Source organism: Anaerolentibacter hominis, assembly GCF_032380675.1.
Taxonomy (GTDB): domain Bacteria; phylum Bacillota; class Clostridia; order Lachnospirales; family Lachnospiraceae; genus Anaerolentibacter; species Anaerolentibacter hominis.
This window is the reverse complement of record NZ_JAWDIX010000001.1, coordinates 621,313-645,780: the sequence shown is the minus strand read 5'-3', so window position 1 is coordinate 645,780 and position 24,468 is coordinate 621,313. Positions and strand designations below refer to the sequence as shown.

Sequence of the window (24,468 nt, the reverse complement as noted above, 5' to 3'; positions counted from 1 at the left end):
CATCAAAATTCAGGAATATTTATTCAAGAAGCCCGAAACTCAATCACGTTATCCGGCAGATTTTCTTTCTTTTCAGGCTGGCTGTCATTCTGGTCTGCTTTCTTATCCGCTCTGTCCATCAGCGCCATCCACAGGATCAGCGCTCCCGCCGCCAGCATGCCTTTCCATCCGCTTAAAACCAGATAAATCAGTATGCCAATACCAAATGTATAAATCAGATCTTCCCGCCAGTTCAATTTTTCTTTCGTCATTCTATTGTCCCCTCCGTTTTGCTGTACCGGCAAAACACCCTGTTTTTGCCTGCTGTTGTTTACTGGGGACATTCTACAACAACTTAAGTACAATAAAACGGACTGAAACGGACCAAAAGCAGGTAAATACAGTTATTTACCTGCTTTTATGCTCCGTTCTCTATTCCATGCTGCTGTTCCGGCAGCAATCAGATATTATAATTCACAGTTATTTACCGTCCTGGGGAACGGGATCACATCACGGATATTGCCCATCCCGGTGAGGTACATAATGCAGCGCTCGAAGCCCAGGCCGAATCCGGCATGTCTGGCTGAACCAAATTTTCTCAGATCCAGATAGAATCCATAATCTTCTTCGTTAAGATCCAGCTCCTTCATTCTGGCCAGCAGTTTGTCATAGTCATCCTCTCTCTGGCTTCCTCCGATAATCTCTCCGATTCCCGGAACCAGGCAGTCCATAGCCGCCACCGTCCTGCCGTCATCATTCAGTTTCATATAGAAAGCTTTGATCTCCTTCGGATAATCTGTAACAAATACCGGACGTTTAAAGACCTGTTCCGTCAGATACCGCTCATGTTCGGTCTGCAGATCACAGCCCCAGAACACCTTGTAGTCAAATTCATCGTTGTGTTTCTCCAGAATCTCGATTGCCTCCGTGTAGGTCACACGTCCAAACTCTGAACTTACCACATGGTTGAGCCGTTCGATCAGCCCTTTATCAATAAACTGGTTGAAAAACGCCATCTCTTCCGGCGCGTGTTCCATCACATAGGAAATCACAAATTTCAGCATACTCTGGGCCAGAATCATATCGTCCTTTAAGTCGGCAAATGCGATCTCCGGCTCAATCATCCAAAATTCCGCTGCATGCCTGGTGGTATTGGAATTCTCTGCCCGAAAGGTGGGGCCGAACGTATAGATATTCTTAAATGCCATAGCATAGGTTTCCCCGTTAAGCTGGCCGCTTACCGTCAGATTGGTGGGCTTGCCGAAGAAATCATCTCTGAAGTCAACGCCTCCTTCTTCCGTTTTAGGAATCTGGTTCAGATCCATCGTCGTAACCTGGAACATTTCCCCTGCTCCCTCACAGTCACTGCCTGTAATAATCGGCGTGTGCACATAGACAAAATCCCTGTCCTGGAAAAACTTATGGATGGCATAGGCCGCCAGGGACCTTACTCTGAACACCGCCTGGAATGTGTTGGTACGGGGACGCAGATGAGAGATCGTCCTCAGATATTCATAGCTGTGCCGTTTTTTCTGCAGCGGGTATTCCGGTGCGGACACTCCCTCCACCTTTACTTCACTTGCCTGGATCTCAAAGGGCTGCTTTGCCTCCGGCGTTAAAACCACCGTCCCGGTAATAATCAGGGCAGCCCCCACATTGAGCTTGCAGATTTCCTGAAAGTTAGGCAGATCATCATGATATACTACCTGAACCGGCTCAAAGAAGGTACCGTCGTGAACGACCAGAAATCCAAAGCTTTTCGAATCCCGGATACTCCGAAGCCACCCTCCTATGGTAACCTTCTGACCGGAAAAAAGTCCGAACTCCCTGTGCAGGTCTCTTATATGAATTAAATCCATCTTATCTTCATTCCCCTCTCGTTATTTATAAAAATATCGTTACCTTTTATGTACAATTCTTCTTTATTATATTTATGGCGGCAGCGGAATGCAAGAATTTCCTGCCTCTTACGCCTCTCAATTTACTTCCTGCTGTTCTCCCGCCTCTTTTTTTCCGAATAATACAAAGAGATAAGGTGCAAACAGGGACGGCAGCACCAGCAGCATACTGATCTGCCCCGCTCCCGTTACTTTAAGCAGCAGATCCGTTATCACATCAAACAGCTTAAGCGGCAGAAACAGCCAGGTCATAAATGCCGGATAAAGCCCAAAATGCTGTACAACCCGCTCCAGAAACAGAACAATCATCCCATAGGCTACGATCAGGGTCGCCGATCTGATCAGAGAATCCCTTGTCTGCGTCCTGTGCAGCAGAAACCCGATCACAATAAAGATAACCAGTGACAGCAGCAGCATGAAGAAAAAGGTATCCGGTGCGGTAATCTCCGTTCCCGCCGTTTTGTCCAAACGCACCGATATGTAAATCTTCGAAGCAATATCCAGCAGAATTCCGGCAGCCAGGCAGCCAAGCGGCAGCCTGAACATTTCCTTATTCATAAATGAGTCCACCTTTCCGGCCCGTCCCGGACCGCGCTTTATCTTTGGTATAGGGTAGCGCCGGCTTACCTGGTGTAATAGTCATAGATGCTGCCGTAATAATAGCTGGAATGATTTAAATAGTCCACCCCATCGTACAGAAATCGGAAAAAGATATAGGTATACTTGTCATACCAAGTGCTGTTACCCTGGACAAGATAGATGCAGATATAAGAACTGCCCGGCTGAATATCCACATACTCAATCGGAACGATCTGCTTCGTCCGTTCAAAAATATCAGTATCAATCAGGTACAGCGTGCGGTCATAAAAAGGATAATCTTCGTCGATCAGGGCCGCGCCTCCGCTGTAAATCCGCATAGGCTTGCTGCCGTCATTTACGACAGTAAATACAACACTCAGTGCATCCATCCTGGTATCAGGAAGGAGATACACCCGGTACTGAGGAGAAAGAATCTGCGGTTTCGGCGCAGCTGTGACGGATACGGAAATTGAAAGGACCTCGCTGGTATAAGGAGAGGTAATCTTAATGACCGTCTGTCCCTGGGATAAGGGCGTGATGATCAGTGTCCCTGCACCGGTATCCAGATCCTGCTCTCCCCATCTGGCCGTGGCCACTGAGAGGCTGCCGACTTCCAGTTTTAATTCCTTTTTCTGCAGAAAAGTAACTTTCACGATCTGGTCCTCCAGTTCCGGAAAGTTCAGTTCGGTTTTATCAGCAAACAGTTCCCGGTCGGTCACCGTAATCTGCGCGGAACAGGTGTAACCTTCGATATCGGCGTAGATCGTCGCCGTTCCCGCTTTCTTTCCCGTGACAAACCCCTGTGTATCCACAGAAGCGATCTGGTCGTCCGAACTGCTCCACGTCACCTCCCCCTCTCCTCCGGAGAGAGTAAATTGCCGTGACGTCCCGGTTTTCAGATAGCCGCCGCCGTGTTCCATTACCGGTTCGGGTATTGTAACCTTGCACTTTAAGGACACACTGCCGACTTTCGCCGTTATCGTACAGGTTCCAAACCCGGCAGCGGTAACCAGCCCCTTATTATTAACCGCAGCAACAGCCTTATTGGAGCTGCTCCATTTTACATTTTTATAGGTTTTATTCAGCTTCAGCTGTTTTGTCCCGGTTCTGTCCATGGTCACGCTGGACGGCTTCATGGTCGGTTTTTTCACTGTCACTTTACAGCTGTATTTTTTTCCATTTACCTTCGCTGTTATGGTGGCGCTGCCCGCTTTCACAGCAGTTACTTTCCCGGCGGAAGATACCGCCGCCACCGATTTCTTACTGCTCGACCAGTTCACCCTGGCCTTCGTCCCGCTCAGTTTCAGCGTATAAGTCTCAGACACATACAGCGTCTTCTTCGTGCTGTTCAGCTTTACCGCGGCCGCCTCTGCTTCCCGCACCCTTCCCATGGGCAGTAAAAACACCAGCGCCAGCACTGCCGTCAGCAGGAGGATGCCCCTGCCTCTGTTCTGATATGCTTTTTTATGTACCCTGACCCTGCTCATCATCATATCCTCTCTTTCCATGAAACTCCCAATTCTCTTAATTCTCATTATAGCCGTTCGAATCCAAAAATGAAAGAAAAACGAGCCACATATATGTGACTCGTTTCGTTTTCTCATTATAATGTCAGATACTTACGCCGACACTGCATTTTCCAGTACAAAATTCACGACTTTCTCGTAGAGCAGTTCTGTACGGAATGCATCCTCCGTGCCAAAGTACTCGTTGACCTCTTCCTCCGCCATGCCGTAATCCTCTTCAAATCTGGCATATCCGGCCGCCATATCCTCATCCGTAAGCGCAAGGTTCTCTGTCTCACTGATCAGATTTACAACCAGGTCTTCCATACACAGGGACTCCGCATAAGCCTGCGCCTGCTGATTGAACGTCTCCTCATCCATACTCATCTGAGAGCTTAAAAAGTCTGCAAACTCCATACCGTAGTAGTCCGCCATGCTCTTATAATAAGTCGTAATTTCTTCTTTGTAAGCCGTCATCTTATCTTCCGGATACTGTTTCACAGAGGCAGAAGCGATAACCTGGCTCCATACCGCCTCTTTATCCGTATTGGTCGCCTTCTCCTTCGCTGCGTCGATCAGGCTCTCCTTCAGGCTATCCTTAAAAGAATTCACATCCGGCTCGTCGAAATTTTCCTTCACGAATTCATCTGTCAGCTGGGCGGCTACCAGCTCTTCGATAGATTTTACCGTACATTTAAAAGTCACGTCCTGACCGGACAGCTTTGTATCATTTTCATACGGGTCAGGGAATTTCACGGTAAATTCAAATTCCTTACCGATCTTCCTGTCAATCAGAGCTTCATCAAAGCCTGGGATAAATCCGCTGTTACCCACCTCCAGTTCATAGTCAACCGCTGTGGCAGCATCCATCGCTTCTCCCTGGAAGCTTCCCTCAAAATCCAGTACAATCGTGTCGCCTTCCTGTACGCCCCGATCTGTAACCTTCCGGGTGGTTCCGTAGGATTCCAGCACCGCGGCAAGCTCATTATTATAATCTTCTTCCGTGATTGCAATATCTTCCGGCGTATAGTTTAATCCTTTGTATTCGCCGATGGTGATGTAATCGTTCTCCAGTACCACTTTGCCAGATGCATCATCCGTATTTTCTTTTTTGCCGCATCCGGTCAGTACCACGGTAGCACAGATCATCACAGCAAGAACGGTAACAATTTTTTTCATAATATTAAATAATCCCCTTGTCGATTTTCCTATGTCTCTGCTCTGCGGACACCGGTCCGCACGGGCAAAGCGCTCATGATAATAACGAAACTAGAGTACCACAACCCTATCGAAAAAGAAATCCTTTTTGTGCAAAATTCATATAATTTTCATGAATTCATAACCTTCTCCCCCGCTCAGCTCGACAGACACCCCGGGACCCTCTTTCCCCAATCCGGCATACAATAACATAAGAACGAATGCAGGCGGTGCGCTATGCTTCATAAAATACGTGACTCTTTTTATCTGCTTCTGCTTCTGTTTATCCTTTACTGCCTGTCCGAGCTGCTCCTACAGCTTTAACAGGACGCCGAGCAGGGCTCCTGCTGCAATAAAGAATACAGGATGTATTTTTATTTTCTTCATGGCAATAAATAAAACAGCGAAGATAGCCAGACTCTCCCAGTGGAAGAAGTCCAGGATATTTTTTGTCCGGACAAAGGCATCCCAGCTGAGAATGGTAAGCTTAAATACCTCCAGAGCCGCGGCAGCGATCAACCCGGTGACCGCAGGACGCAGGCCGTAAAAGGCATATTGAACGGCCTTGCTGTCATTAAACCGCTTTAAAAAATTTGCCACGACCATGATAACGATCAGAGAAGGCAGAACCAGGGCAAACGTCGCAATCACCCCTCCCAGTACCCCTCCTGTATGATAGCCGGCATAGGTCGCCATATTGATTCCGATCGGGCCGGGAGTGGATTCCGAGACCGCAATCATATCCGCCAGCTGTGCGGTGGTAAACCAGGGATACTTTGCCGCAATTTCATATAAAAACGGCAGCGTGGCCATACCGCCGCCCACAGCGAACAGGCCGGTCTTGAAGAATTCAAAGAAAAGAGTCAGATATGTCACTATCATTTACGCTCTCCTCCCTTCTTTATCTTCTGCACCATACCGCTTACATTGGCCCCGATTCCCAGTACAATAGCAAGAATAACCACAAAGATCGGCGAGATCCCCGTGAACGCGGAAATGCCGAAGCCCAGCAAAAACAGCACAATGCCGATCACATCCTTCACACCGGTTTTCCAAAGACGCAGTATTGTATTAAACATCAGAACCGCAACCGTTATCCGGATACCGGCGAAGGCATGCTGCACTACATCCAGATGAGCAAAATTCTGGATAAAGGCGGCGATGATTGAAATGATTACCAGCGACGGAAATACCACACCCAGAGTCGCCACACAGCCGCCCAGCACCCCCTTCCTTTTATAGCCGATAAAGGTAGCCGTATTTACAGCGATAATTCCCGGCGTACACTGTCCGACCGCATAATAATTGAGCAGTTCTTCCTCGGTAGCCCATTTTTTGTTCTCCACCACCTCGGCCTGAAGCATCGGAAGCATCGCATATCCGCCGCCGAACGTCAGTCCGCCTATTCTCATAAACGTGAGAAATAAATCAACCAGTTCACCCATTTTCTATCCTCTCCATTTCAAAGTAATTGAAATCATCTGCATTCTGGCATTGACTCAATCCTTGCCCCCTGTTTTTTCCCTGAATAATTGTTCAAAGCGCTTTGCCGCGAAAGACTGATACCGGTCCTTTCTGCGGATCAGCGTAATCCGTGTGCGCAGCCCCTCATCTGACAGCCGGCACTTCTCTATGCCCTCCTTCTTCATCAGATCAGCAATAGTCTCCGGCACGATTCCGATTCCCAGTCCTGCATTCGCCCACAGAATCGTCGTCCTGGCATCGTCATTGGCACACAGAATAGAAGGATTCAGCTGTTTTTGCTGAAAGTGCTCTGTTAACAGCGCTTCAAATCTCCTGTAAAAGATAATCGGACTGTCCGCCAGATCCTGCAGTCTCAGATCATCCTTATTCATCCCTTCAAAATATCTGCTCTCTCCCACCGCCACCATTTCTTCCGGCGGCAGATAGATACATTCAAAGCCTTCGCTGGCAAACGGCGTTCTCACCAGGGCCAGCTCGATTACACCTGTTTTCAGCATCTCAATGAGCTGAAACGTATTTCCCTCATACACTTCATAGCGCATGGCGGGATGCTGGTCCTTAAATGGCTTGATGTAATGTTCCAGGACAATCCCGGACGAAGAAATAGTACCGATCCGAAGAGTCCCGTCCAGATGGCTTCCCATGCTGCCAAGTTCTCTCTCCGTCACGCCTGCCAGCTCTATAATCATATTTGCCCGCTCATAAAGCAGCTGACCCGCGTCCGTCACAGAGACTTTTCTGGAACCCCGTACAAAAAGAGTAACACCCAGCTCCGTTTCCAGCGCTTTCATCTGGCTGCTCAGCGGCGGCTGCGACATATGGAGCTTTTTCGCCGCTGCCGTAATACTGCCCTCATTTACAACCGTAACAAAGTATTGCAGCTGTTTGATATCCATACTTATACCTCTGCATACCCCAGGCCTGCCTGCGATACTGCATCCATCCGTTGCTCCTGTCTATAGATTCACCGTCATTATATCGGAAATAGAAACCCTGCCTTCAATCTGACACTGAGAAACCGCTCCCGCCTCCTTATTCAGCTGGGCTGTTATTGCCCCGCCCGGCTGTTTGAAGCAGTAGATAAAGCATCCCTCTTCATACTCTCTGGCCCGGTAGCAGCCGCAGGCCAGCGACCCGCTTCCGCAGCTGCTCTCATAGACCAGGGAGTTGGTCTCCCGCACATATACCACCGGAAACATATATTCCTCTCGTAGAAACAGAATGCCCAGGGCATCGAAGCGAAGCTGCTTGCGGGCCTGGGAGAGCACCATCTGGATCATCATCGTATCCACTTTCCGTCCGTCCAGAATCACATGGCTGATTCCTTCTGTCACGACCACAGGCAGACTTCCCATTTCCGGAATAACGAGCGTATCAAAGCCCAGAGGAACCGGCATATCCGTACAGGCCCATCCCTCCGCCAGATCCGCTTCCACCATCAGCGGACGATCACATCCAGTGATCTCAATCGGAACTCTGCCTTTCGCCGCTCCCATATTTTCACAGAGCATATAGCCAAAGCTGCGGGCTGCATTGCCGCAGAATTCTCCCCCCATCATTTCCAGGCGTGAGATTCCGCCCAGCCTGGGCTCTTTCACAAACCCCACCTGTTCTATTTTCAGTTCTTTCTTATCCAGTATACCCGTGGCAACCCTTACATAATCATGCTCCGGGACCTCGTCCAGCACAAAAGCCGTCATATTTTCCGCAGGGTCCGCAATCCTTATCCGATACTGTTCCATGTTCATCTACCTCTCACAATTGTTCCCTATCTGCCCTGATACGCAATCGTTCCGTCTGTCAGCACATACCGGATGCCGTCCGGAGGCAGATTGCACACATTGGTGCCAAAGGCTGCGTTTACCTTCAGTTTGTCATAGTCAAATATTGTAATATCCGCATCCATTCCTGCCTGAATCCTGCCCTTCCTGTCAAAGCCGCACCGCAGGGCCGGCAGATAGGTCAGCTTGCGGATACCTTCCGCCAGAGGCATCAAATTCTTATCCCGTACAAACTCGGCCAGGAACTTAACCGGCGAGCTGCTTCCCCGGGGATGCCCGTGATATTCTCCATTTTCATACTGCATCTGCCCGTCACTTCCCACAGAGACGAAAGGCAGACAATAGGCGGCCTCCACATCCTGGATCGGCATGGCGTTATGGCAGACCACCCGGATTTCCTCCGGCTCTTTTCTCAGCTTGTCAAACAGCTCTGCAGTACAGTAAGTCCCCGCATACTCCCCGCTGACAATCTCCAGATCCTCCACGTTAAAGTTAAAATTCTGAAACCCCTCGTCAAATACCGCCGACTGAAGGCTTGTCCCCCAGGCATTATAGGGATAGACGTCACACATAATATCTGCTGTGCTCTGTCCGATCAATTCCGCCGCTCTCCGTATATTCCCTTCCCCGTAAATATTGGCAGCCAGATGGGAAATTTCTGTTTTCACTCCGGTCCGTTCCGCCGCGGAAATAATTTCCACCAGTGTTTCCTCCGCCTTCTCCGGATAGTCATAGCGCATATGCACCGCCATGAACTTATCTGCATCCGCGGCAGCCTGACACAGAGCGGTCAGTTCGTCTTCCGATGTACCCGGGGCATACTGCAGCCCAAAGCTGATTCCGATTGCCCCCTGCCGGAACGCCTCTTCCGCCAGCCCGACCATCTGCACGATCTGGTCTGGCGACGCAGGTGTATAATTATCCAGTCCCACTGCATACCGCAGAGCCACGTTTCCCACCAGAAACGGACAGTGGATGGGAAGATCAGCTTCCCTGAGCGCTTTGCTGTAATCCGATACCGGCAGGGAACTCAGGCCGCAATTTCCTGTCACGATCGTCGTGTTTCCGGTCTTAAGCGCCGCTGCGGAAGTATGAATGGGAAGAGCGCTGCCCGCACCGCTGTGATTGAGGGTATCCTCGTGCGTGTGGATGTCAATAAATCCTGGGCTTACCACCAGCCCTGCGGCATCCAGCACGATTCTGCCGCAGAGGGGGGCCTCTGTGACCGCAGATATTACAGCGCCGGTAATTCCCACATTCCGCACACCATCCAGACCTGTCTCCGGGTCGATCACCCTGCCGCCCCTGATTACAACATCAAATTCCATTCTATTTTCCATGCAGTTAATTTCCTTTCTAGACGTTCCCTTCGCTCTTCATAAAATTTCGGGCCCCTTCTCATCCGCTTCGCTACTGAGAAGTAGCGAATAACTTCGCTTCGCTCAGTTATTCTTCATTATAATATATTGCTGGCAACCAGTAAAGAAGCCCCTGCACAGGATTCCTGTGCAAAGGCTTTCTGACCAGTTTTTCATTTTACCTGTCTATTTGGCTCTCGCCGCAGCCGTTCCCTTCTTTCCTGCAGCCAGCATTACAACCACATAGGCAATCAGGGACAGACCTGCCCCCAAAAGGATGGCATCCACCGGCACCAAGCCCATATAGGAGGCCAGCCAGCCGGCAAAACCAAAGATAATAGAGGCAAGCGCAGCGGCGGAACTTCCTTTCTTAATGGCAAAACCAAACAGAATCGGAACCGCAAGGGTTGCCCCCGTGATGTCCGCACTCATAATCCACAGATCAAACATATCGGTGGAGAAGAACAGCACACCCAGCACTGCAATGCCGCAGACAGCCGTCACGATCTTGCTCATCCGCAGGTTCTGTTTCTCCGATAGCTCTTTTTTAACAAACAGCGGCTTGATAATGTCTTTCTCCAGCATAACCGAACTGATCAGCAGCGTGGAATCCGCCGTCCCCATAATGACGGCCATCAGGGCAGACAGCAATACCGCGCCCAGCACATCGGGCATATACTGCATAATCATAAAAGGCAGCAGATTATTATTGCTTCCATCATAGCCCGGAATCAGGCTTGTCGCCGCAAATCCAATCAAGAACACAGCCGCACTGATAATCAGATAGGCGATGACAAAACGAATAAAGGACTTTTTAAGAATCTTTTTATCTTTCGCTGCGTAACAGCGCTGCCATACATCCGGCCAGGATATAATACCCAGTGCAAAGACCAGCACGCTGGCAATAGACTGGAGCGGCGTCTGGTAACCGAACAGTTCCAGATGGGCCGCGGGAGCATTGGCAAACACAGCGCTGATCCCACCGGCTTTGCTCAGGAACATCGGCACCATAACCACAACTCCGGCCAGGGTCATAAATCCCTGCATGACATCGGTGGAAGCAACGGCCCACAGCCCTCCCAGAGAAGTGTAGGTAATAACAATTGCCGCCGTGATCAGAAGGCAGACATTATAGTGAATGCCCGTAACAAAATTCAGAATAGTCGCCATAGCAATATACTGAAACGCAGTGATCGCTATATAGGCTACTACAATTAAAACAGAAGAAATATATTTTACAGGCTTGTTGTACCGAAAACCAACCCAGTCTCCTATCGTCTCCCCATTGTGTTCCACACCAAAATCATGGATTTTGGGAGCCATAAAAAAGATGTAAATAAAATAGGAAATGGCGATTCCCACGATATACCAGACCTGAGTGAAGCCCTCTTTATAAATCCAGGCGCTTCTTCCCATAACACTGCTGGCTCCCACAATCGTGGCCAGCATGGTAAAAAACAACACCATTCCGCCGAAGCTTCTGCCCCCGACACTGTAATCTGTCACATTATTTGTCTTCTTTTTTCCAATAACAAAGGCAATCACAAGCGACACAACCATATAAGCAGCAATGATAACAACGTATGTAACGTTCATAAGAACCCCCTCCTATAACCCGTTTCTTTTACTTGATTATGTTATCATGCTAACACGCTAAAGTCAATTTCTAATTGGTATTTTTTTGTCGATTTGAATCGAATCCTCAGTCACAATACAGTCTGCGGCAATGACCTTCACTCCGGCCTTCTCCGCCTCCCTAAGGGCCTGTGCAAACTCCGGGTGAGTCTCCTCATTGGCCGCAAAGCAGACCGGCCCTTTCATCTGAATCACAAAAAGCAGGTACGCCTCAAACCCCTCCGAGGCAGCCCGCATCAGTTCATGAATATGTTTTACTCCCCGCAGAGTAGGAGCATCCGGAAACAGGGCCAGCCCGTCCCTCTCCAGCGTCACTCCCTTGACCTCTGTCCATATCTTTTTTCCGCCGGCTTCCAGATAGAAATCCATTCTGGAGGCTCCGAAGGTTTTCTCCGGCTGTATCAGGGTGACATTCTCCGCAAGTCCTCCCGCTGCAATCCACTCCCCGGCCGCCTGATTAGGCGCCTGGGAATCCATGTTCACAAGCCCTGTCCCTTCTTTTCTGACCGTGATGAGATCATATCTGGTCTTTCTCTCCGGATTCAGCGCTTCCTGCACATATACTTCTGTTCCCGGAATCAGCAGCTCCCTGCATCTGCCCGTATTTTTCACATGACAGATTTCCTCTTTTCCATTTATTTCCACACGGGCAATAAACCGGTTCGGCCGGCTGATAAAGATGCCTCTGTTGATGCGTTCATACTTCATAGTTACCTCCATGTCTCTGATTTAAGACCCATTCTAGCCAATCACTCCTCCAAATGCAAGAAACCCTGCAAAACCGTCTTGTCTTCCCGCAATTCCTGTGATAAACTGATCGGGATTGTGTCCTGATACAAAAGAGAAATGGGGTAATATGAAAAATCACACTGATGTGATGATTTTTCAATAGCAGTTTGTGTAGAAGCGTCACAAACTGTGCATATCGCAGCTGAGAATTTAAAATTCTCAGCGCGTTCCTCAGCAAAAAACGCTTCGGAATGGGGTTACTATTATGAAACGCAAAGCATACGTTCAACTGATTCTTGGAACACTGGGCCTGTTATGCCTGGGTGTCGCCTACGCCTGGTCTATTTTTGTCAGTCCGTTAGAGTCCGCATTCGGCTGGGATCGTTCTCAGACATCCATGATTTTTACGGTATCCATGTTCTGCTTCTACCTGGGCAACATTGCCAGCGGATTTGTCAGCGCCCGGCTGAAGGCCAGAACGATCCTTCTTGCCAGCGCCGTACTCTACCTGTCCGGGTTTTTCCTGGCTTCCAATACTACTACACTGTTTCAGATCTATATCTTCTACGGTGTTTTCTGCGGATTCGGAACCGGAATCGCCTATAATAATATACTAAAAACCGTAAACAGCTGGTTTACCTCTTCTATCGGAAAATCCTCCGGCATCATGCTTATGGGCTTCGGGTCGGGCTCTATGGTTCTGGGAGCCTTTGTTACAATGATTATCCAGAGAGCCGGCTGGAGTACAGCCTTTCGCATTCTCGGCATTCTTTTTGCCGTCCTGTTTACGATCCTGGCCTTTCTCCTTAAAGATGCTCCGAAAACGGAACGTGCGGATACGGCGGTCCAGTCCGGCAGGAATTATACGACCGGTGAAATGTTGAAGAAATCCCACTGCTGGTACTATTTTTTCTGGGGTTCCATGCTGGTGGGTGTGGGTCTTGCCACCGTCGGCCATGCCTCTTCCTGTATCATGGAAATGGTGAATTCTCCCGGTCTGGCAGCTCTCTATACCGGCCTGCTGGGTGTGGCAAATGGCGCCGGCCGGGTAATATTCGGAACACTGTATGACAAAATCGGTTATGAGAAAAACAGCTGGATCATCACGGTCATCAATACTGCCGCCGTCCTCATCACCGCCGGTGCCTGTTTTCTGGAAAGCCCCGCGCTGCTTCTGGCCGGATTTCTGCTGGTGGGAGTCTCCTTCGGCGGTTCGATTCCCTGTATCTCCGCCTATACCAAGGAGTTTTTCGGCCTGAAACACTATGGTTCCAATGTGGGAATCATGATTGCGGACGGAATCCCCTCCACTCTGCTGGGTCCCTATCTGATCGGGACGATCTACAGTTCAACGTCTTCTTATGGAATAGCTTTTTCCGTCATCTTTGCGCTCTGTATCGGGGCTTTGATTCTGCTTGCCCTGTGCACCAGAGCAACCGCTAAACTGAAGTAATGCTGGCTCATTAAATTAAAACAGACCATAAAACAGTTTTATTGCTGTTCTATGGTCTGTTTTTAAGTATTCCAACAATTTCGTTCTCGTAAGTATTTTTCTCTGTTTTTTATTGTCTTTCCCCCTCAATCATACTACAATATAGTTAGAAACCTGAAAGCAAGTCTGGCAGGTATCCCCGTCTCATTCAGGGAATATCCTCAGAAAGGAGTGTCTCCCATGGAAATGAAATATGTAAAAATTCATTCAAGAATTAACAGCAAACTTATTCTGCGTACCATTCCCGGTCATTTTGCCACCAGCCATTCCCACATAAATTGCTATATTGATATGACTGGCCTGAGAACCCGGCAGAGCGAAGCTGCAGAAGCCGCCCGGGAACTGGTAAAGCGTTACCAGAACACAACAATTGTAGATACGATTGTCTGTATGGACGGCTGTGAGGTAATCGGTGCATACCTGGCGGAAGAACTGGTCCGGGGCGATTTTATGTCTATGAATGCCCATCAGACTGTCTATATTGTTTCTCCGGAGATCAACTCCAATAATCAGCTGCTGTTCCGGGATAATCTTGTACCCTCCGTCAATGGCAAAAATATACTGCTCCTCTTTGCCTCTGCCACCACAGGCAGAACGATGGACAGAAGTCTGGAGTGTATCCAGTATTACGGGGGAATCGTGCAGGGTATCTGTGCGGTCTTCAGTGCTGTTTCGGAGGTGAACGGCATCAAGGTGGAATCTCTGTTTACCGTGGATGACATTCCCGGATATCAGACCTACAGTCCGCACGAGTGCCCGTTCTGCCGGGCCGGGCAAAAACTGGACGGCTTCGCCAACAGCAGCGGATATACAAAACTGTAATAATCTAAGCCGTCTGCTTTGTGACTGATTGATTTAGAAGGGGCGCATATCTTTGCATGCTGTGCGCCCCTTTTCTTATGTGCTCAGGAAGTAACCCACCGCTGTTCCATACTCAGCCGGCCGCCCCGCAATTCGCAGACCACATCGGCCATATCTGCCACCTCTCTGGAATGTGATACCAGAATAACACATCGCTGATATTTGACTGCACTTTCCTTTAATATTCCCGTGATCTCCCTTGCCGTGTCCTCATCCAGATTTCCCGTCGGCTCATCCGCCAGTATAACCGGGGATTCGGAAGCCAGCGCCCGTGCAATCGCCACCCGCTGCTGCTGCCCGCCGGATAGTTTCTGTATGTTTCTCTTTGCCTCATCCGCGGTCAGGCCGAGCCGCTTCAAAATTGGCTGGGGTTCCGTTTTGGCTGTAAGCAGAACATTTTCAAGGGAAGTCATATAATCGATCAGGTTATAATTTTGGAAAATAAAAGATACATTTTCACGTCTGTGCTGTTCCAGACCGATATGGTTGATATCCTCATCCTTGTATAATACAAATCCATCCTTTGGCGTATCAAGCCCTCCAAGTAAGGACAAAAGCGTAGTCTTTCCACAGCCTGACGGGCCGAAAATCACATACATTTTTCCGGTATCGAAGGAAGCATTGATATGGCTTAGCACCGGCCTGTCCGGGTTGTAATAATAACTTATGTTCTTTAGTTCCATTGTACTCATGACTTTATCCTCCTAAACCGACGCTAATATGTCTCTGGGCTGCATTCTAAGGGCCCTCAGCGAACTGAGCCACACACTTGCCGCCGTCACTCCCAATGTCAGCGCCGCAATGAGGGAAGCAGTATGAAAATTAAGCGAATACTCAAGTTCTGCCGGCTCTGAAGATACCTTTTCAACAACAGGATTAAAGTGTTTGTCCATTTCTACTGTATACTGCTCTTCCCGGTATTCCGGACGGGCCATTTCTTCCGCCAGTGTTCCGAAACTGCTGATTGTATATTCCGCTATAGTAAACGACAGGAGCAGTGCTATTACACTTACCAGTATTCCTTCCAGGATGAGCTGCGCCCGTATTTCATTCTTTTTTAATCCCATAGAGAGCAGAATCCCGATTTCCCGTTTCCTGCCTTTCGTCCACATAGTCAGAATAAGATAAAGGACAATGATAACGCCCAGCATAGAAGCAATAATCAGAAAGGATGAGAAGCCGCTTATCTGCTGCAATGGTTTGACAGATGCACGGTAAGCGATATCGTCCAGTTCCAGCAGAAGGCCGTCGGTCTTCTCCATAGAACGCACTTCGGTCAGCACCCTGTCCAGCATATTGGGGTCCTCTACAAAAAAAGTAACCTTTTCATAGCTGCCGTCAAGCGTACCTCCCTTTCCTCCGGTCCGCAGATTCCTATCTGCCAGACGTGCTGTCTCCATGTCGGTAAAAATCAGATTTTCTACATAACCATCCTCATAGGTATAGGGGGAAGCTTCCTGTTCGAAATTAATATGGAACAGTCCCACAACAGTAAGTTCAATCGGTTCCCCGTATGTTTTAAATGATTCCTCACTGGGCCTGTACAGCCCCTCTTTATTTTCCACAGTAAATGTATCTCCGGTTGACAGGCCGTTCCGATCCGCCAGTTCCTCCGAAATGACTGCCTGAAACCGGTCCCCCTCCTGCAGATTACGTCCCTCGGTCATTTCCAGCGCGCCGGACCGGAAGAGTCCATGCATCGCCCCGTCGTTACAGCAGTAAAGTGTTGTCTGATGTGAAAACAAACGCAGCTGATCCATAGTCTGAAAGTGCTGTTCCAAATGCTCCGGATGTTCCTGATAGTATTGAACATCCTCCGTCCATGCTCCCGGCCGCAGGTTAAGTGTTGTCCAGATCAGTTTAGTAACATCCGTAAAATAATTCGACACTCCGTCCACAGACATGATTTCATCGATCAATTTCTGTTCTATCATAGGGCCTATATACGGCCGGTAGCTGTATCCGTCCACATTTTTGGGCGGGCCGTAATTCCCCGGGTTCTCGTTATCGGTTTTCAGAATAAAGCTGCTGCCAAAGCTTTTCCGAAGCTCCTTCGCCGCACGGTCCGTGCTGGCTTTTACGGCAATTCCCATCATTAGAAAGGTGGACATGACAAACAAAATAATCAATAACAGAATACTGCGGCCCCTTTTTCGCGATATGTACAGTAAGGCTCTTTTCATCAGCCCCATACGTTTTCCTCCTCTGTCAAATGGTTGGCATTGTCAGATGCATGATTTTGTCTCAGCTCATGGCAGATAAGATATCTTTCGGCTTCAGCCTCATAATGAAAACAGAAGCTATCCCTGCGGCTGTCAGACTGACCAGAACTCCGAAGAATGATACAGTTATAAATTCAGCCATGCTGACCGTTACCTCCACCACATCCGCATTATACGCTTCGGTTAAATCTACCGGTTCGTAGAACATTTCAAGATGTTTCTCTTCCCTGTCGGCTTCCTCCCGGGGCATAACTTCCAAAAACCGGTTTCCCGCAGCATTTGATACGGCGTCAGCCGCCGGAAACGAGACCGCAAGAGCCAGCAGGAGTATAACCAGAACCTCCAGCATATGCTGCCCGATTAATGAGATTTTCTTAATTCCCATCGAAAGAAACATGCCGGTCTCCTGCATCCTGTCCCGCATCCACATGGTTAAAATTAAGGACAGCAAAGCGATACCCACACCCAGTATCACAGCCAGAAATAATCCTGTGTAGCTTCCCAGCCTTTGCAGCGGAGCAACCGCGTTCTGATACGCTTTATCATTCACATTGAATTCAAAGGACTCCCAGTTAACCCCAGCTGTTTTGTATACCCTCGATAAGATGGCATCCAGCTGTTCCGGGTCCTCTGCGAAAAAAGAAGCCTGCCGGTATTTCCCCGCATTGTCCGCGTTCCTGTCAATCTGAACATGCATCATAGATTCCATATCCGCAAATATGAAATTGTTCACCATATCGCACTCGGCGGTCATCCCGCCTTCCTGTACTGTATTCGCGGCAAAAATGCCCACGATTTCCCAGACATATCCAGAACCGGCAGTACTGCCGTCCCCATTCAGATTCTCCACATACAGCTCGGCCGAAATCCGGTCACCGACGGTCAGTCCGTTTAACTGCGCAAGCTCCCGGGAAATAATTGCTTTGCCCCTGTCATCCGGTTTGAGATGGCGTCCCTCGATCAGATCAAAGGACCGAAGCAGGAAGTATTCATGCAGACTGCTGTCCGAATTCCCCAAAAACCGGGCCAGCTGTGCTTTCTCGTCGCCCTCGGCGGCAAATCGTCCTGCCTCCAGTGTAAGATCAGGTACAAGCAGATATTCCAGATTCATCCTGTTGCAGCTTTTTATACCGCCCGTTCCGATGATACATTCTATCAAAGAATCTGTAATTACCTCCCGCTTCCCGGAATATTCAGGGTTATCCTCTAGTTTAAAATATCCGCCCAGTGTACGGCGAAGATTCGCCGCCGCGTCCTTTGCGGCATTTCCGATGGAAACAGCGCTCACCGCCAGTATCATCAATACCAGAAGGAGAAGGAACAATACGATGCTTTTGGATCTCTTTCGCGTCAGATATAAAAATGCCCTCTTTGCTGCGCCCAAATTGATTCACCTCCTCAAACAAGACGGCTCACCGCTCTTCTCACATCCTCCAGATAACCGGCGGCAGCATCTATTTTTTCCCCATTGCTCAATAAAATCTGTTTTCCGTCCAGCTTGCGCATATAATCCAGATTCACCACAAAGGACCGGTGACATCGCACAAACCGGCCGGGCAGCCTGGGCTGTAAATCCTTCAGCAGATATTTCCACTCATAGTCCTGTTCTCTCGTGTGGATCGTCAGATAGTGACCATAGCTGGAAATATATAAAATATCTTGATAGGGAATGCAGTATTTTTGGCGTTTAAAGGAAAAAATCAGTGAACTGCTGCTTCTGTCCTGTCCCATACGGTCGATACATACCTGAATTTCCTGCATTTTGACCGGCTTTCTTAAATACCGGAACGCCTCCACCTCATAGCCGTCATAAACATATTGCTCATAGTTCGTCGTGAAGACGATCATAGCCTGATACCCCTTCTGCCGCAGCAGCCGCGCCAGCTCCATGCCATTCATGCCGTTCAGCTCAATGTCAATAAAGACGGCCGTATAGGCAGTTTCCTGCCACTGTGAAGACAAAAAGGCTTCTCCCGACACAAAGCAGTTGATTTTCAGCTGCTCCGGACAGGTGCACGCCAGAATAGCCGATGTAAGTTCTCTGCTGTAGTGCGGCTCATCTTCAATCACTGCAATTTTTAGCATATCCCTGTCCTCCGCCTGCAGATGGAAGCATGACCACCGCCGTAAATTCGTCCGGACGGGGATTCACGTCAAAAAATCCGCCTGCACTCTCCGCTATTTTTCTGATTCTTTTTAGCCCGATCCCATGTCTGCCTCCGGTTTTTGTAGTTCGCAGCTCCCCATCATCCCAGTTATAAATCCCATTTGAACTATTTTTCATTTTGATATATACCATGTCCCCTTTCTCTCCAACAAAGAGATCAATATACCGTGCGTCATCATCCATCACCTTCCGGCAGGCCTCAATCCCGTTATCTATTAAATTTCCAATCAGAGAGCACAAATCCAGAGGCGCTAACGGTATACTGCGCTGTGTGGCATAACTGAATGTCATGTTGATACGGTATTCCCCGGCGGTCATCTGCTTGCTTGTGAGCATTGCATTCAGCATGGTATTATCCGTGGCAAAAACAATATTATCTGCCCGGAAGCGTTCCTCCACACTGTTAAAATACTCTTTTAATTTAACATCATCGCCGATTTCCAGAAGCCCCCTCATAACGTGCATATGTGTCTGCATATCATGCCGGAGTTCACGCAGCGCTTTGACAGAAGCTTCCAGATTCCTGTAATAATCACTTTCCATCTGCACCTGCTGCAGTTCCAGAGATTTTTCCATTGCCTTCCTGGATTCCTTCCCCAGGCTGTTAATCAGCCCTGCGAGCGCTGCCAGCAGGATCAGAAAGCATATACTGACAAAGACGGCACTTTTCTGTGTATTCTGTGTGCCGACAAATCCCGTCAGCGTATAGACAACTCTCATCTGCATATGAATCGCAGCTATGCATACACCCGACATTCCCATAAGAAAGAACAGCTGCAGGATGGTAAGACTGCCGGCTGCCGGGTTTCCTGCATTAGCCGCAGCCAGAACAATTATAATTTGAAGCATGGCGGCGGTAGCCGTCACGTAAAAATGTACACTTCCCGGCAGCCATGCTCCGGCAAGGTCCCCGTAATTAAATGTGGAGGCAATTCCATAAGCCAGCGTCTGCGCTGCTGCTGAAATCAGTCCGGGAATACAACCCCACACAATTCGTGTAACCCATCCATTCCCAAATGCCAGATATGCATATCCGATATACAGTACAAAACGGACAAGCGCCGCCGTCATATCGGATACATAAAATGTATGCATCAGCAAGAAAGCCGCAAATAGGATAATAGCTCCGATCACCGGCATAAATCTGTTTTTATGCCTTCCGATCCTCCTTGTGAAAAGATAAGAACACGATATTGTTTCAACAGAAGAAATGATTGCATACCATAAAAACCAGAAGATATCCATATGTATACTCCTTCAGAAGTTTGAAAGGAACTTTCCGATCTGGCCGTTCCCTTGATCCGGTTACTTTTATTTTACCGGCTTTCTATTTTCAAATCAAATGTATCTATGTACCCTGCGACGCTGTTTATGTACTACGTCAAAACGGCATAGCCTGCGCTATGCCGTTTCTATAACATCCATATTTCATTTATCATTGTCAGCGGCACAAATTTCCTGCCTGTATCCAGGTTACCCGGATACCAGATACCGTTCTTCCAGCTTGGTATAGACATACATCAGGAACAAAAATCCCGGCACAGCGATAAAGGCCAGCAAAATCAAATTAACCAGCCAGAGTCCAAACAGCCCCGGAATACCGGTAATCACAAAACAGAGGGCGTACAGCATCCACATCCGCACATTCGCACGGTTATAGCCTTTGACATCCTGAACCTTCTTATTTTTGTTCCGGGTCGCCGACCAGAATAAAATTGGTTCCTTATGTCCCTTCACATAGCATCCAAAAATCAAAAATATAGCTGCCAGAGCAAAACTTAAAATTGACAATTTACTCATTGCAATTCCTTCTTTCCTGAGAGTAATCCGGCCTTTTGACATACTAATTATAATTAGTATACCGCTTTTTTCCCGAATTGCCCGTCAAGAAACCGTTAAGTATTGTGTCTGGTATTGCCTGGTATCTCTATTTATAGCGGCTTACCGTTACAATAAAGCCGTCAATATTATTTCCTGAAATATGTACCATCATTTCCGATGGAAAGGTCAGTTTCACCGGTTCATCCTCGGCTGGTACATAAAATAAATCCATCGCCATATCTTCATCTTCCCATTTGAAATGCGTTTTATGTATAGGATATTTTTTTATGAAGCACAAATATTCTTCCAGCGTCAGATCCATCTGCTGCATGATATCACCATGGGGCACTCCGACAAAACGAAAATGCCAGGGTTCACACGCGATACCGGTAATTGGCTCCTTGCCCTGAGGATATCGCTCAATGAAACCGTACCTGGGCGCAAGCTTCCGGAATGTCTGACAGATTCCTGTATAAGGAAACTCAGGCCGGATAAAGTCAATAGTTTCTTCTTTTTTGCCAAGATCAATGGCGAGGCCGGTCTGATGTTCACTGTGATCCGGCAGTGCCACATATTTCATCGTAAATTCTTTTCCGTTCTCCTGTAAGGATTCCTCATAAATTGTCTCCTGTTCCTCCCGGCTCCGGTAGCCGCTGACCGGGACAATCTGATCCTCACAGTGCAGATCCTCCATGATCTTCGACAGGCTTGTCATCACATTTCCGCTGATCCTCACATCCGGATATTCCGGATGTACCTGCGTCAGCCCAGGCAGTTCCCTGGTTGTCAGCGGATAAGAAGAATTCACAAGAATCAGAGAACCCTCTGAAACCTGTTCTTTGCACAGAGTATAAGTTTTCATTAAAATCAGCCTCCAATCAGGTTTTATTCTTTCATACCTATTATAATAAAAGCCGGCGGCTGTATCTTTAATTTAGTCTTTCCTGTCTCTTAACAAAACCTTATGAATTTCTTATCCTCTCTGTCGGATGTCCCTAATAAGAAACATGGCAATATTATTTAATCAAAAAAAGAGATGCTGTAAAAAAATTACAGCATCTCATCAAAATTTCTATTCTGTTATCACTGCTGACCGGTCCCGGCTGTACCTGCGCTCTTTTGTTCCAGCAGCTGTTTGTAGGTGTCTTCCGTGACTGTCTCACCGGCCTCCATCTGTTTTAACATCTCCTTGATGACCTCCACTGAATTCAGATCCGGTCTCATAACATACTGATTCTTTGACGGTATCGAGTAGGTCCGGGCACTGGAATTGCTTCCGGTTGCCTGTACCATCACGATTTCCCAGGACGCCATGTCATTCAGCTGCATCTTCATCAGCTTGGTAATGTCCGAACTTGGCATATTTGTCTTCACACTCTCCGCCACACTGTCCATTACCTTGTTAAAATTCTTGATTATAGAAGGAGAGGTGGCTTTTTCAAAGATGGCCTTCAGCAAATACTGCTGATCCTTGCCTCGCTGGTTATCCCCGCCGGGCAGATGATGCCGTTCCCTTGCAAAGGCCAGCGCCTGCTCTCCGTTCACATGGTTGTCTCCCTTGACAAAGCTGGGACCCCAGTCGGAACGGAAATTATAATCAGAGTGAACGGTAACACCGCCCAGAGCATCCACGATCTTAATAAAACCAGTGAAATTAACCTTTACATAGTAGGAAATATCAATGCCGTACAATGTTTCCAGCGTACCGATGGAGCAATCCACGCCATAGATACCCGCATGGGTCAGCTTATCCGGCATCGTCCCGGAAACCGTAGTCGTCACATAATAGTCCCTCGGTGTGGTCGTGAGCAGAATCTGCTTCTTCATCGGATTGACGGTGGCGATAATATTCACATCGCTCCGGCTGGTATTGGATATGCTTCCATAGGTATCAATACCAGAGAGATAGACATGAAAGATTTCCTCGGTCACCTCCTGCTCTTTCACCTCGATCTGTAAATCTTCCTTCTTGGTATAAGCATCCAGAATTCTGGTGTCTTTATCAAAATTTTCATGATTCTCCAGAATCATATTCCGGAATGCCTCATTGATAATGATTGCTTCCACATCTTTGTCATACAGAGCCTGAACCAGCGGTTCCACGTCTTCAAATTCTTTTATCTGAATCTCAGTTTTCAGCGCCTTGTTGATATCTTCGATTGTCTGATCCGTGTGATCCCGGTCCACCGCCGCCTGGATACCAAAGGGCCTGTCCGCTATATCAGAGAGCGCCTCCGCCGCATTATCCTTCAGCACAACCACAGACATCTCATCCACCTGATCTTCTTTTTCCGTCACATGATCCAGCGTGGAGTGGGCCTTTGACAGATATGAACTTCCCAACAGCAGCAGACAGCAGAGCAGGACAGAGCAAACCTTCCCCACCCAGTGCAGCTTTCTGCTGAACTGGCTCATCACGACGTAGACGTCCACAAAAAGAATCACAGCCGCCAGAATAACCATATATTTCAACTGAAGAACATTCAGCTTTGCAATCAATCCAAACAGAACGAAAGATATTATTACCTGCACACCTGAAAGAATAAATCCCCACTTTCTTTTTTTCAGTGCATGTTTTACTTTCATAGTTTTTACCTGCTTCCTCTATAGAATCTCCCCATATTTTCTCATAATTCGACATCTTTTGTAAAGAGGGAAAAGCCGCCAAAATTTAAACCTGTTTCTTGTATAGAATGGCAGTTTAGTAAAAAATTATTAATATTGTAGTACAGGGGAGATTAAGAAATGTTTAAGGCGCTTCCGTCTGTTAATTTACAATATGATCCTGTATACTGATAATAAGATACAAGCGTGAATATAGAAAGAAGGGACCCGCGATGATAATGCCGTACTCATTGAGTATATCAGTCAAAAAAAGAACGCTTATGTTTATCTTTTTGTCTGCCGTTCTTCTCTATGCTGCCTTTTTTCTGATTTTCAGGGAAAATAAAGAAGTAACTTCTGCCCCTGAAGGACTGACTCTGACACTGATACATGACCAGGTCACAGCAGATACCGTTGTGGTGTCAGCGGTTTTAAATAACCAGACTGCGGAAGCTATCACCGCTGGCCCTGAATTGCTGCAAAAATCAGAAAACGGTTCCTGGTGTGATATAAAACCGGTCGAATATCCGTTATTTTATGAAGTCGGAAAAATTTTGCGTCCGAATGAAAGCATGCCGGTTCAGTTCTTTTCCGGCGCCTGTGATCTTGCTCCCGGTCAATACCGGATTGGCATCGGGGCAGGCGGGAATACCTATGCTCTCTGTGATTTTACTGTTCTTCCTTCCTATACCGGCTTTCAGGACATCTCTTTTCCCCTTACGGAAGATGGAATAACGGGAGAAGACTTCCTTATTATCAAGGATGATTTCATCCAGTCCGGGAAAGATACACTGGAAACCTTTTTAAATATGACTTCAGAAGGAAAGGATGCTGCTCTGCGCTATGCTCAGATTTATTATCCTGATTATCCTTCCCTGAAAACCACTGTATCTCTCCATGATCTGATTTTTGAGGACGGTGTCTATACCCTCTATGAATATCAGGAAGAGGACCGTTCCAGCAGCTGCCTGTTCCGGGCTTACTATCTGCATCAGGTAGATCTCGTATATCTGCTCTCCGATAAGACGGAATTTACCTGGGAAGATTATAATAACGCCATCTATCAGCCTGCACCGGATGACCTAAAATCCATGCAGTATCTTTTCACGATTATCTCGTAAACACAGTTTTTCCATCAACTCTGTTTTCCGGGCC

Annotated in this window: 23 protein-coding genes; 3 read left to right on the top strand and 20 right to left on the bottom strand. The window is 47.9% G+C overall.

Annotated elements, in window-relative coordinates:
* Positions 1 to 23: 23 nt before the first annotated feature.
* The 12 genes from ABCW47_RS02840 to sfsA form a co-directional block, all read right to left on the bottom strand.
* Positions 24 to 251 carry a hypothetical protein gene (locus tag ABCW47_RS02840; RefSeq protein ID WP_343208352.1) on the bottom strand — a complete coding sequence of 76 codons (228 nt, stop codon included), beginning with the start codon at positions 249 to 251 and terminating at the stop codon, positions 24 to 26.
* A 195-nt stretch (positions 252 to 446) separates the two neighbouring features.
* Positions 447 to 1,838 carry an asparagine--tRNA ligase gene (gene asnS / locus ABCW47_RS02835; RefSeq protein ID WP_343208351.1) on the bottom strand — a complete coding sequence of 464 codons (1,392 nt, stop codon included), beginning with the start codon at positions 1,836 to 1,838 and terminating at the stop codon, positions 447 to 449.
* A gap of 117 nt (positions 1,839 to 1,955) precedes the next feature.
* Positions 1,956 to 2,435, bottom strand: coding sequence for a hypothetical protein (locus ABCW47_RS02830; protein ID WP_343208350.1), 480 nt, complete (start codon positions 2,433 to 2,435; stop codon positions 1,956 to 1,958).
* A 65-nt stretch (positions 2,436 to 2,500) separates the two neighbouring features.
* A complete protein-coding gene (locus tag ABCW47_RS02825) occupies positions 2,501 to 3,964 on the bottom strand; it encodes an Ig-like domain-containing protein (RefSeq protein ID WP_343208349.1) in 1,464 nt (487 codons plus the stop codon).
* A gap of 111 nt (positions 3,965 to 4,075) precedes the next feature.
* Positions 4,076 to 5,140, bottom strand: a complete 1,065-nt coding sequence (gene tig / locus ABCW47_RS02820; RefSeq protein ID WP_343208348.1) for a trigger factor — start codon at positions 5,138 to 5,140, stop codon at positions 4,076 to 4,078.
* Between the two features lie 330 nt (positions 5,141 to 5,470).
* The gene (locus ABCW47_RS02815; protein WP_343208347.1) at positions 5,471 to 6,040 is read right to left on the bottom strand and encodes a chromate transporter; all 570 of its coding nucleotides are present in this window, start codon (positions 6,038 to 6,040) and stop codon (positions 5,471 to 5,473) included.
* Complete coding sequence (locus ABCW47_RS02810) at positions 6,037 to 6,603, bottom strand: chromate transporter (RefSeq protein ID WP_343208346.1); 567 nt, start codon at positions 6,601 to 6,603, stop codon at positions 6,037 to 6,039. The genes ABCW47_RS02815 and ABCW47_RS02810 overlap by 4 nt, the downstream gene beginning before the upstream one ends.
* 54 nt (positions 6,604 to 6,657) lie before the next feature.
* The gene (locus ABCW47_RS02805; RefSeq protein ID WP_343208345.1) at positions 6,658 to 7,539 is read right to left on the bottom strand and encodes a LysR family transcriptional regulator; all 882 of its coding nucleotides are present in this window, start codon (positions 7,537 to 7,539) and stop codon (positions 6,658 to 6,660) included.
* Positions 7,540 to 7,599: 60 nt separating this feature from the next.
* A complete protein-coding gene (locus ABCW47_RS02800) occupies positions 7,600 to 8,385 on the bottom strand; it encodes a histidine racemase CntK family protein (protein ID WP_343208344.1) in 786 nt (261 codons plus the stop codon).
* A gap of 26 nt (positions 8,386 to 8,411) precedes the next feature.
* A complete protein-coding gene (locus ABCW47_RS02795) occupies positions 8,412 to 9,764 on the bottom strand; it encodes an amidohydrolase family protein (RefSeq protein WP_343208343.1) in 1,353 nt (450 codons plus the stop codon).
* A 204-nt stretch (positions 9,765 to 9,968) separates the two neighbouring features.
* Positions 9,969 to 11,378 carry a sodium:solute symporter family protein gene (locus tag ABCW47_RS02790; protein ID WP_343208342.1) on the bottom strand — a complete coding sequence of 470 codons (1,410 nt, stop codon included), beginning with the start codon at positions 11,376 to 11,378 and terminating at the stop codon, positions 9,969 to 9,971.
* A gap of 63 nt (positions 11,379 to 11,441) precedes the next feature.
* A complete protein-coding gene (gene sfsA, locus ABCW47_RS02785; RefSeq protein ID WP_343208341.1) occupies positions 11,442 to 12,125 on the bottom strand; it encodes a DNA/RNA nuclease SfsA in 684 nt (227 codons plus the stop codon).
* A gap of 286 nt (positions 12,126 to 12,411) precedes the next feature.
* Here sfsA and ABCW47_RS02780 point away from each other — a divergent pair, with 286 nt between their 5' ends.
* Together ABCW47_RS02780 and ABCW47_RS02775 are read left to right on the top strand one after the other, a co-directional pair.
* Positions 12,412 to 13,599, top strand: a complete 1,188-nt coding sequence (locus tag ABCW47_RS02780) for an MFS transporter (RefSeq protein ID WP_343208340.1) — start codon at positions 12,412 to 12,414, stop codon at positions 13,597 to 13,599.
* A gap of 219 nt (positions 13,600 to 13,818) precedes the next feature.
* The gene (locus tag ABCW47_RS02775) at positions 13,819 to 14,460 is read left to right on the top strand and encodes a phosphoribosyltransferase (protein WP_343208339.1); all 642 of its coding nucleotides are present in this window, start codon (positions 13,819 to 13,821) and stop codon (positions 14,458 to 14,460) included.
* Between the two features lie 83 nt (positions 14,461 to 14,543).
* Here ABCW47_RS02775 and ABCW47_RS02770 read toward each other — a convergent pair whose 3' ends face one another.
* The 8 genes from ABCW47_RS02770 to ABCW47_RS02735 all read right to left on the bottom strand — a co-directional run bounded on the left by ABCW47_RS02770 (position 14,544) and on the right by ABCW47_RS02735 (position 23,295).
* Positions 14,544 to 15,191, bottom strand: a complete 648-nt coding sequence (locus tag ABCW47_RS02770) for an ATP-binding cassette domain-containing protein (RefSeq protein WP_343208338.1) — start codon at positions 15,189 to 15,191, stop codon at positions 14,544 to 14,546.
* Between the two features lie 12 nt (positions 15,192 to 15,203).
* Entirely contained in the window at positions 15,204 to 16,691 is a 1,488-nt protein-coding gene (locus ABCW47_RS02765) for an ABC transporter permease (protein ID WP_343208337.1), read from the bottom strand.
* A 52-nt stretch (positions 16,692 to 16,743) separates the two neighbouring features.
* Entirely contained in the window at positions 16,744 to 18,105 is a 1,362-nt protein-coding gene (locus tag ABCW47_RS02760; RefSeq protein ID WP_343208336.1) for an FtsX-like permease family protein, read from the bottom strand.
* 14 nt (positions 18,106 to 18,119) lie between these two features.
* The gene (locus tag ABCW47_RS02755) at positions 18,120 to 18,806 is read right to left on the bottom strand and encodes a LytR/AlgR family response regulator transcription factor (RefSeq protein WP_343208335.1); all 687 of its coding nucleotides are present in this window, start codon (positions 18,804 to 18,806) and stop codon (positions 18,120 to 18,122) included.
* The gene (locus tag ABCW47_RS02750; protein WP_343208334.1) at positions 18,784 to 20,133 is read right to left on the bottom strand and encodes a sensor histidine kinase; all 1,350 of its coding nucleotides are present in this window, start codon (positions 20,131 to 20,133) and stop codon (positions 18,784 to 18,786) included. The genes ABCW47_RS02755 and ABCW47_RS02750 overlap by 23 nt, the downstream gene beginning before the upstream one ends.
* A 228-nt stretch (positions 20,134 to 20,361) precedes the next feature.
* Positions 20,362 to 20,688, bottom strand: a complete 327-nt coding sequence (locus tag ABCW47_RS02745; RefSeq protein WP_343208333.1) for a hypothetical protein — start codon at positions 20,686 to 20,688, stop codon at positions 20,362 to 20,364.
* Between the two features lie 127 nt (positions 20,689 to 20,815).
* Complete coding sequence (locus tag ABCW47_RS02740) at positions 20,816 to 21,571, bottom strand: D-alanyl-D-alanine carboxypeptidase family protein (protein WP_343208332.1); 756 nt, start codon at positions 21,569 to 21,571, stop codon at positions 20,816 to 20,818.
* Positions 21,572 to 21,792: 221 nt separating this feature from the next.
* Positions 21,793 to 23,295 carry an LCP family protein gene (locus ABCW47_RS02735; protein ID WP_343208331.1) on the bottom strand — a complete coding sequence of 501 codons (1,503 nt, stop codon included), beginning with the start codon at positions 23,293 to 23,295 and terminating at the stop codon, positions 21,793 to 21,795.
* Between the two features lie 299 nt (positions 23,296 to 23,594).
* Here ABCW47_RS02735 and ABCW47_RS02730 point away from each other — a divergent pair, with 299 nt between their 5' ends.
* Positions 23,595 to 24,434, top strand: a complete 840-nt coding sequence (locus tag ABCW47_RS02730; RefSeq protein WP_343208330.1) for a hypothetical protein — start codon at positions 23,595 to 23,597, stop codon at positions 24,432 to 24,434.
* Positions 24,435 to 24,468: the final 34 nt, after the last annotated feature.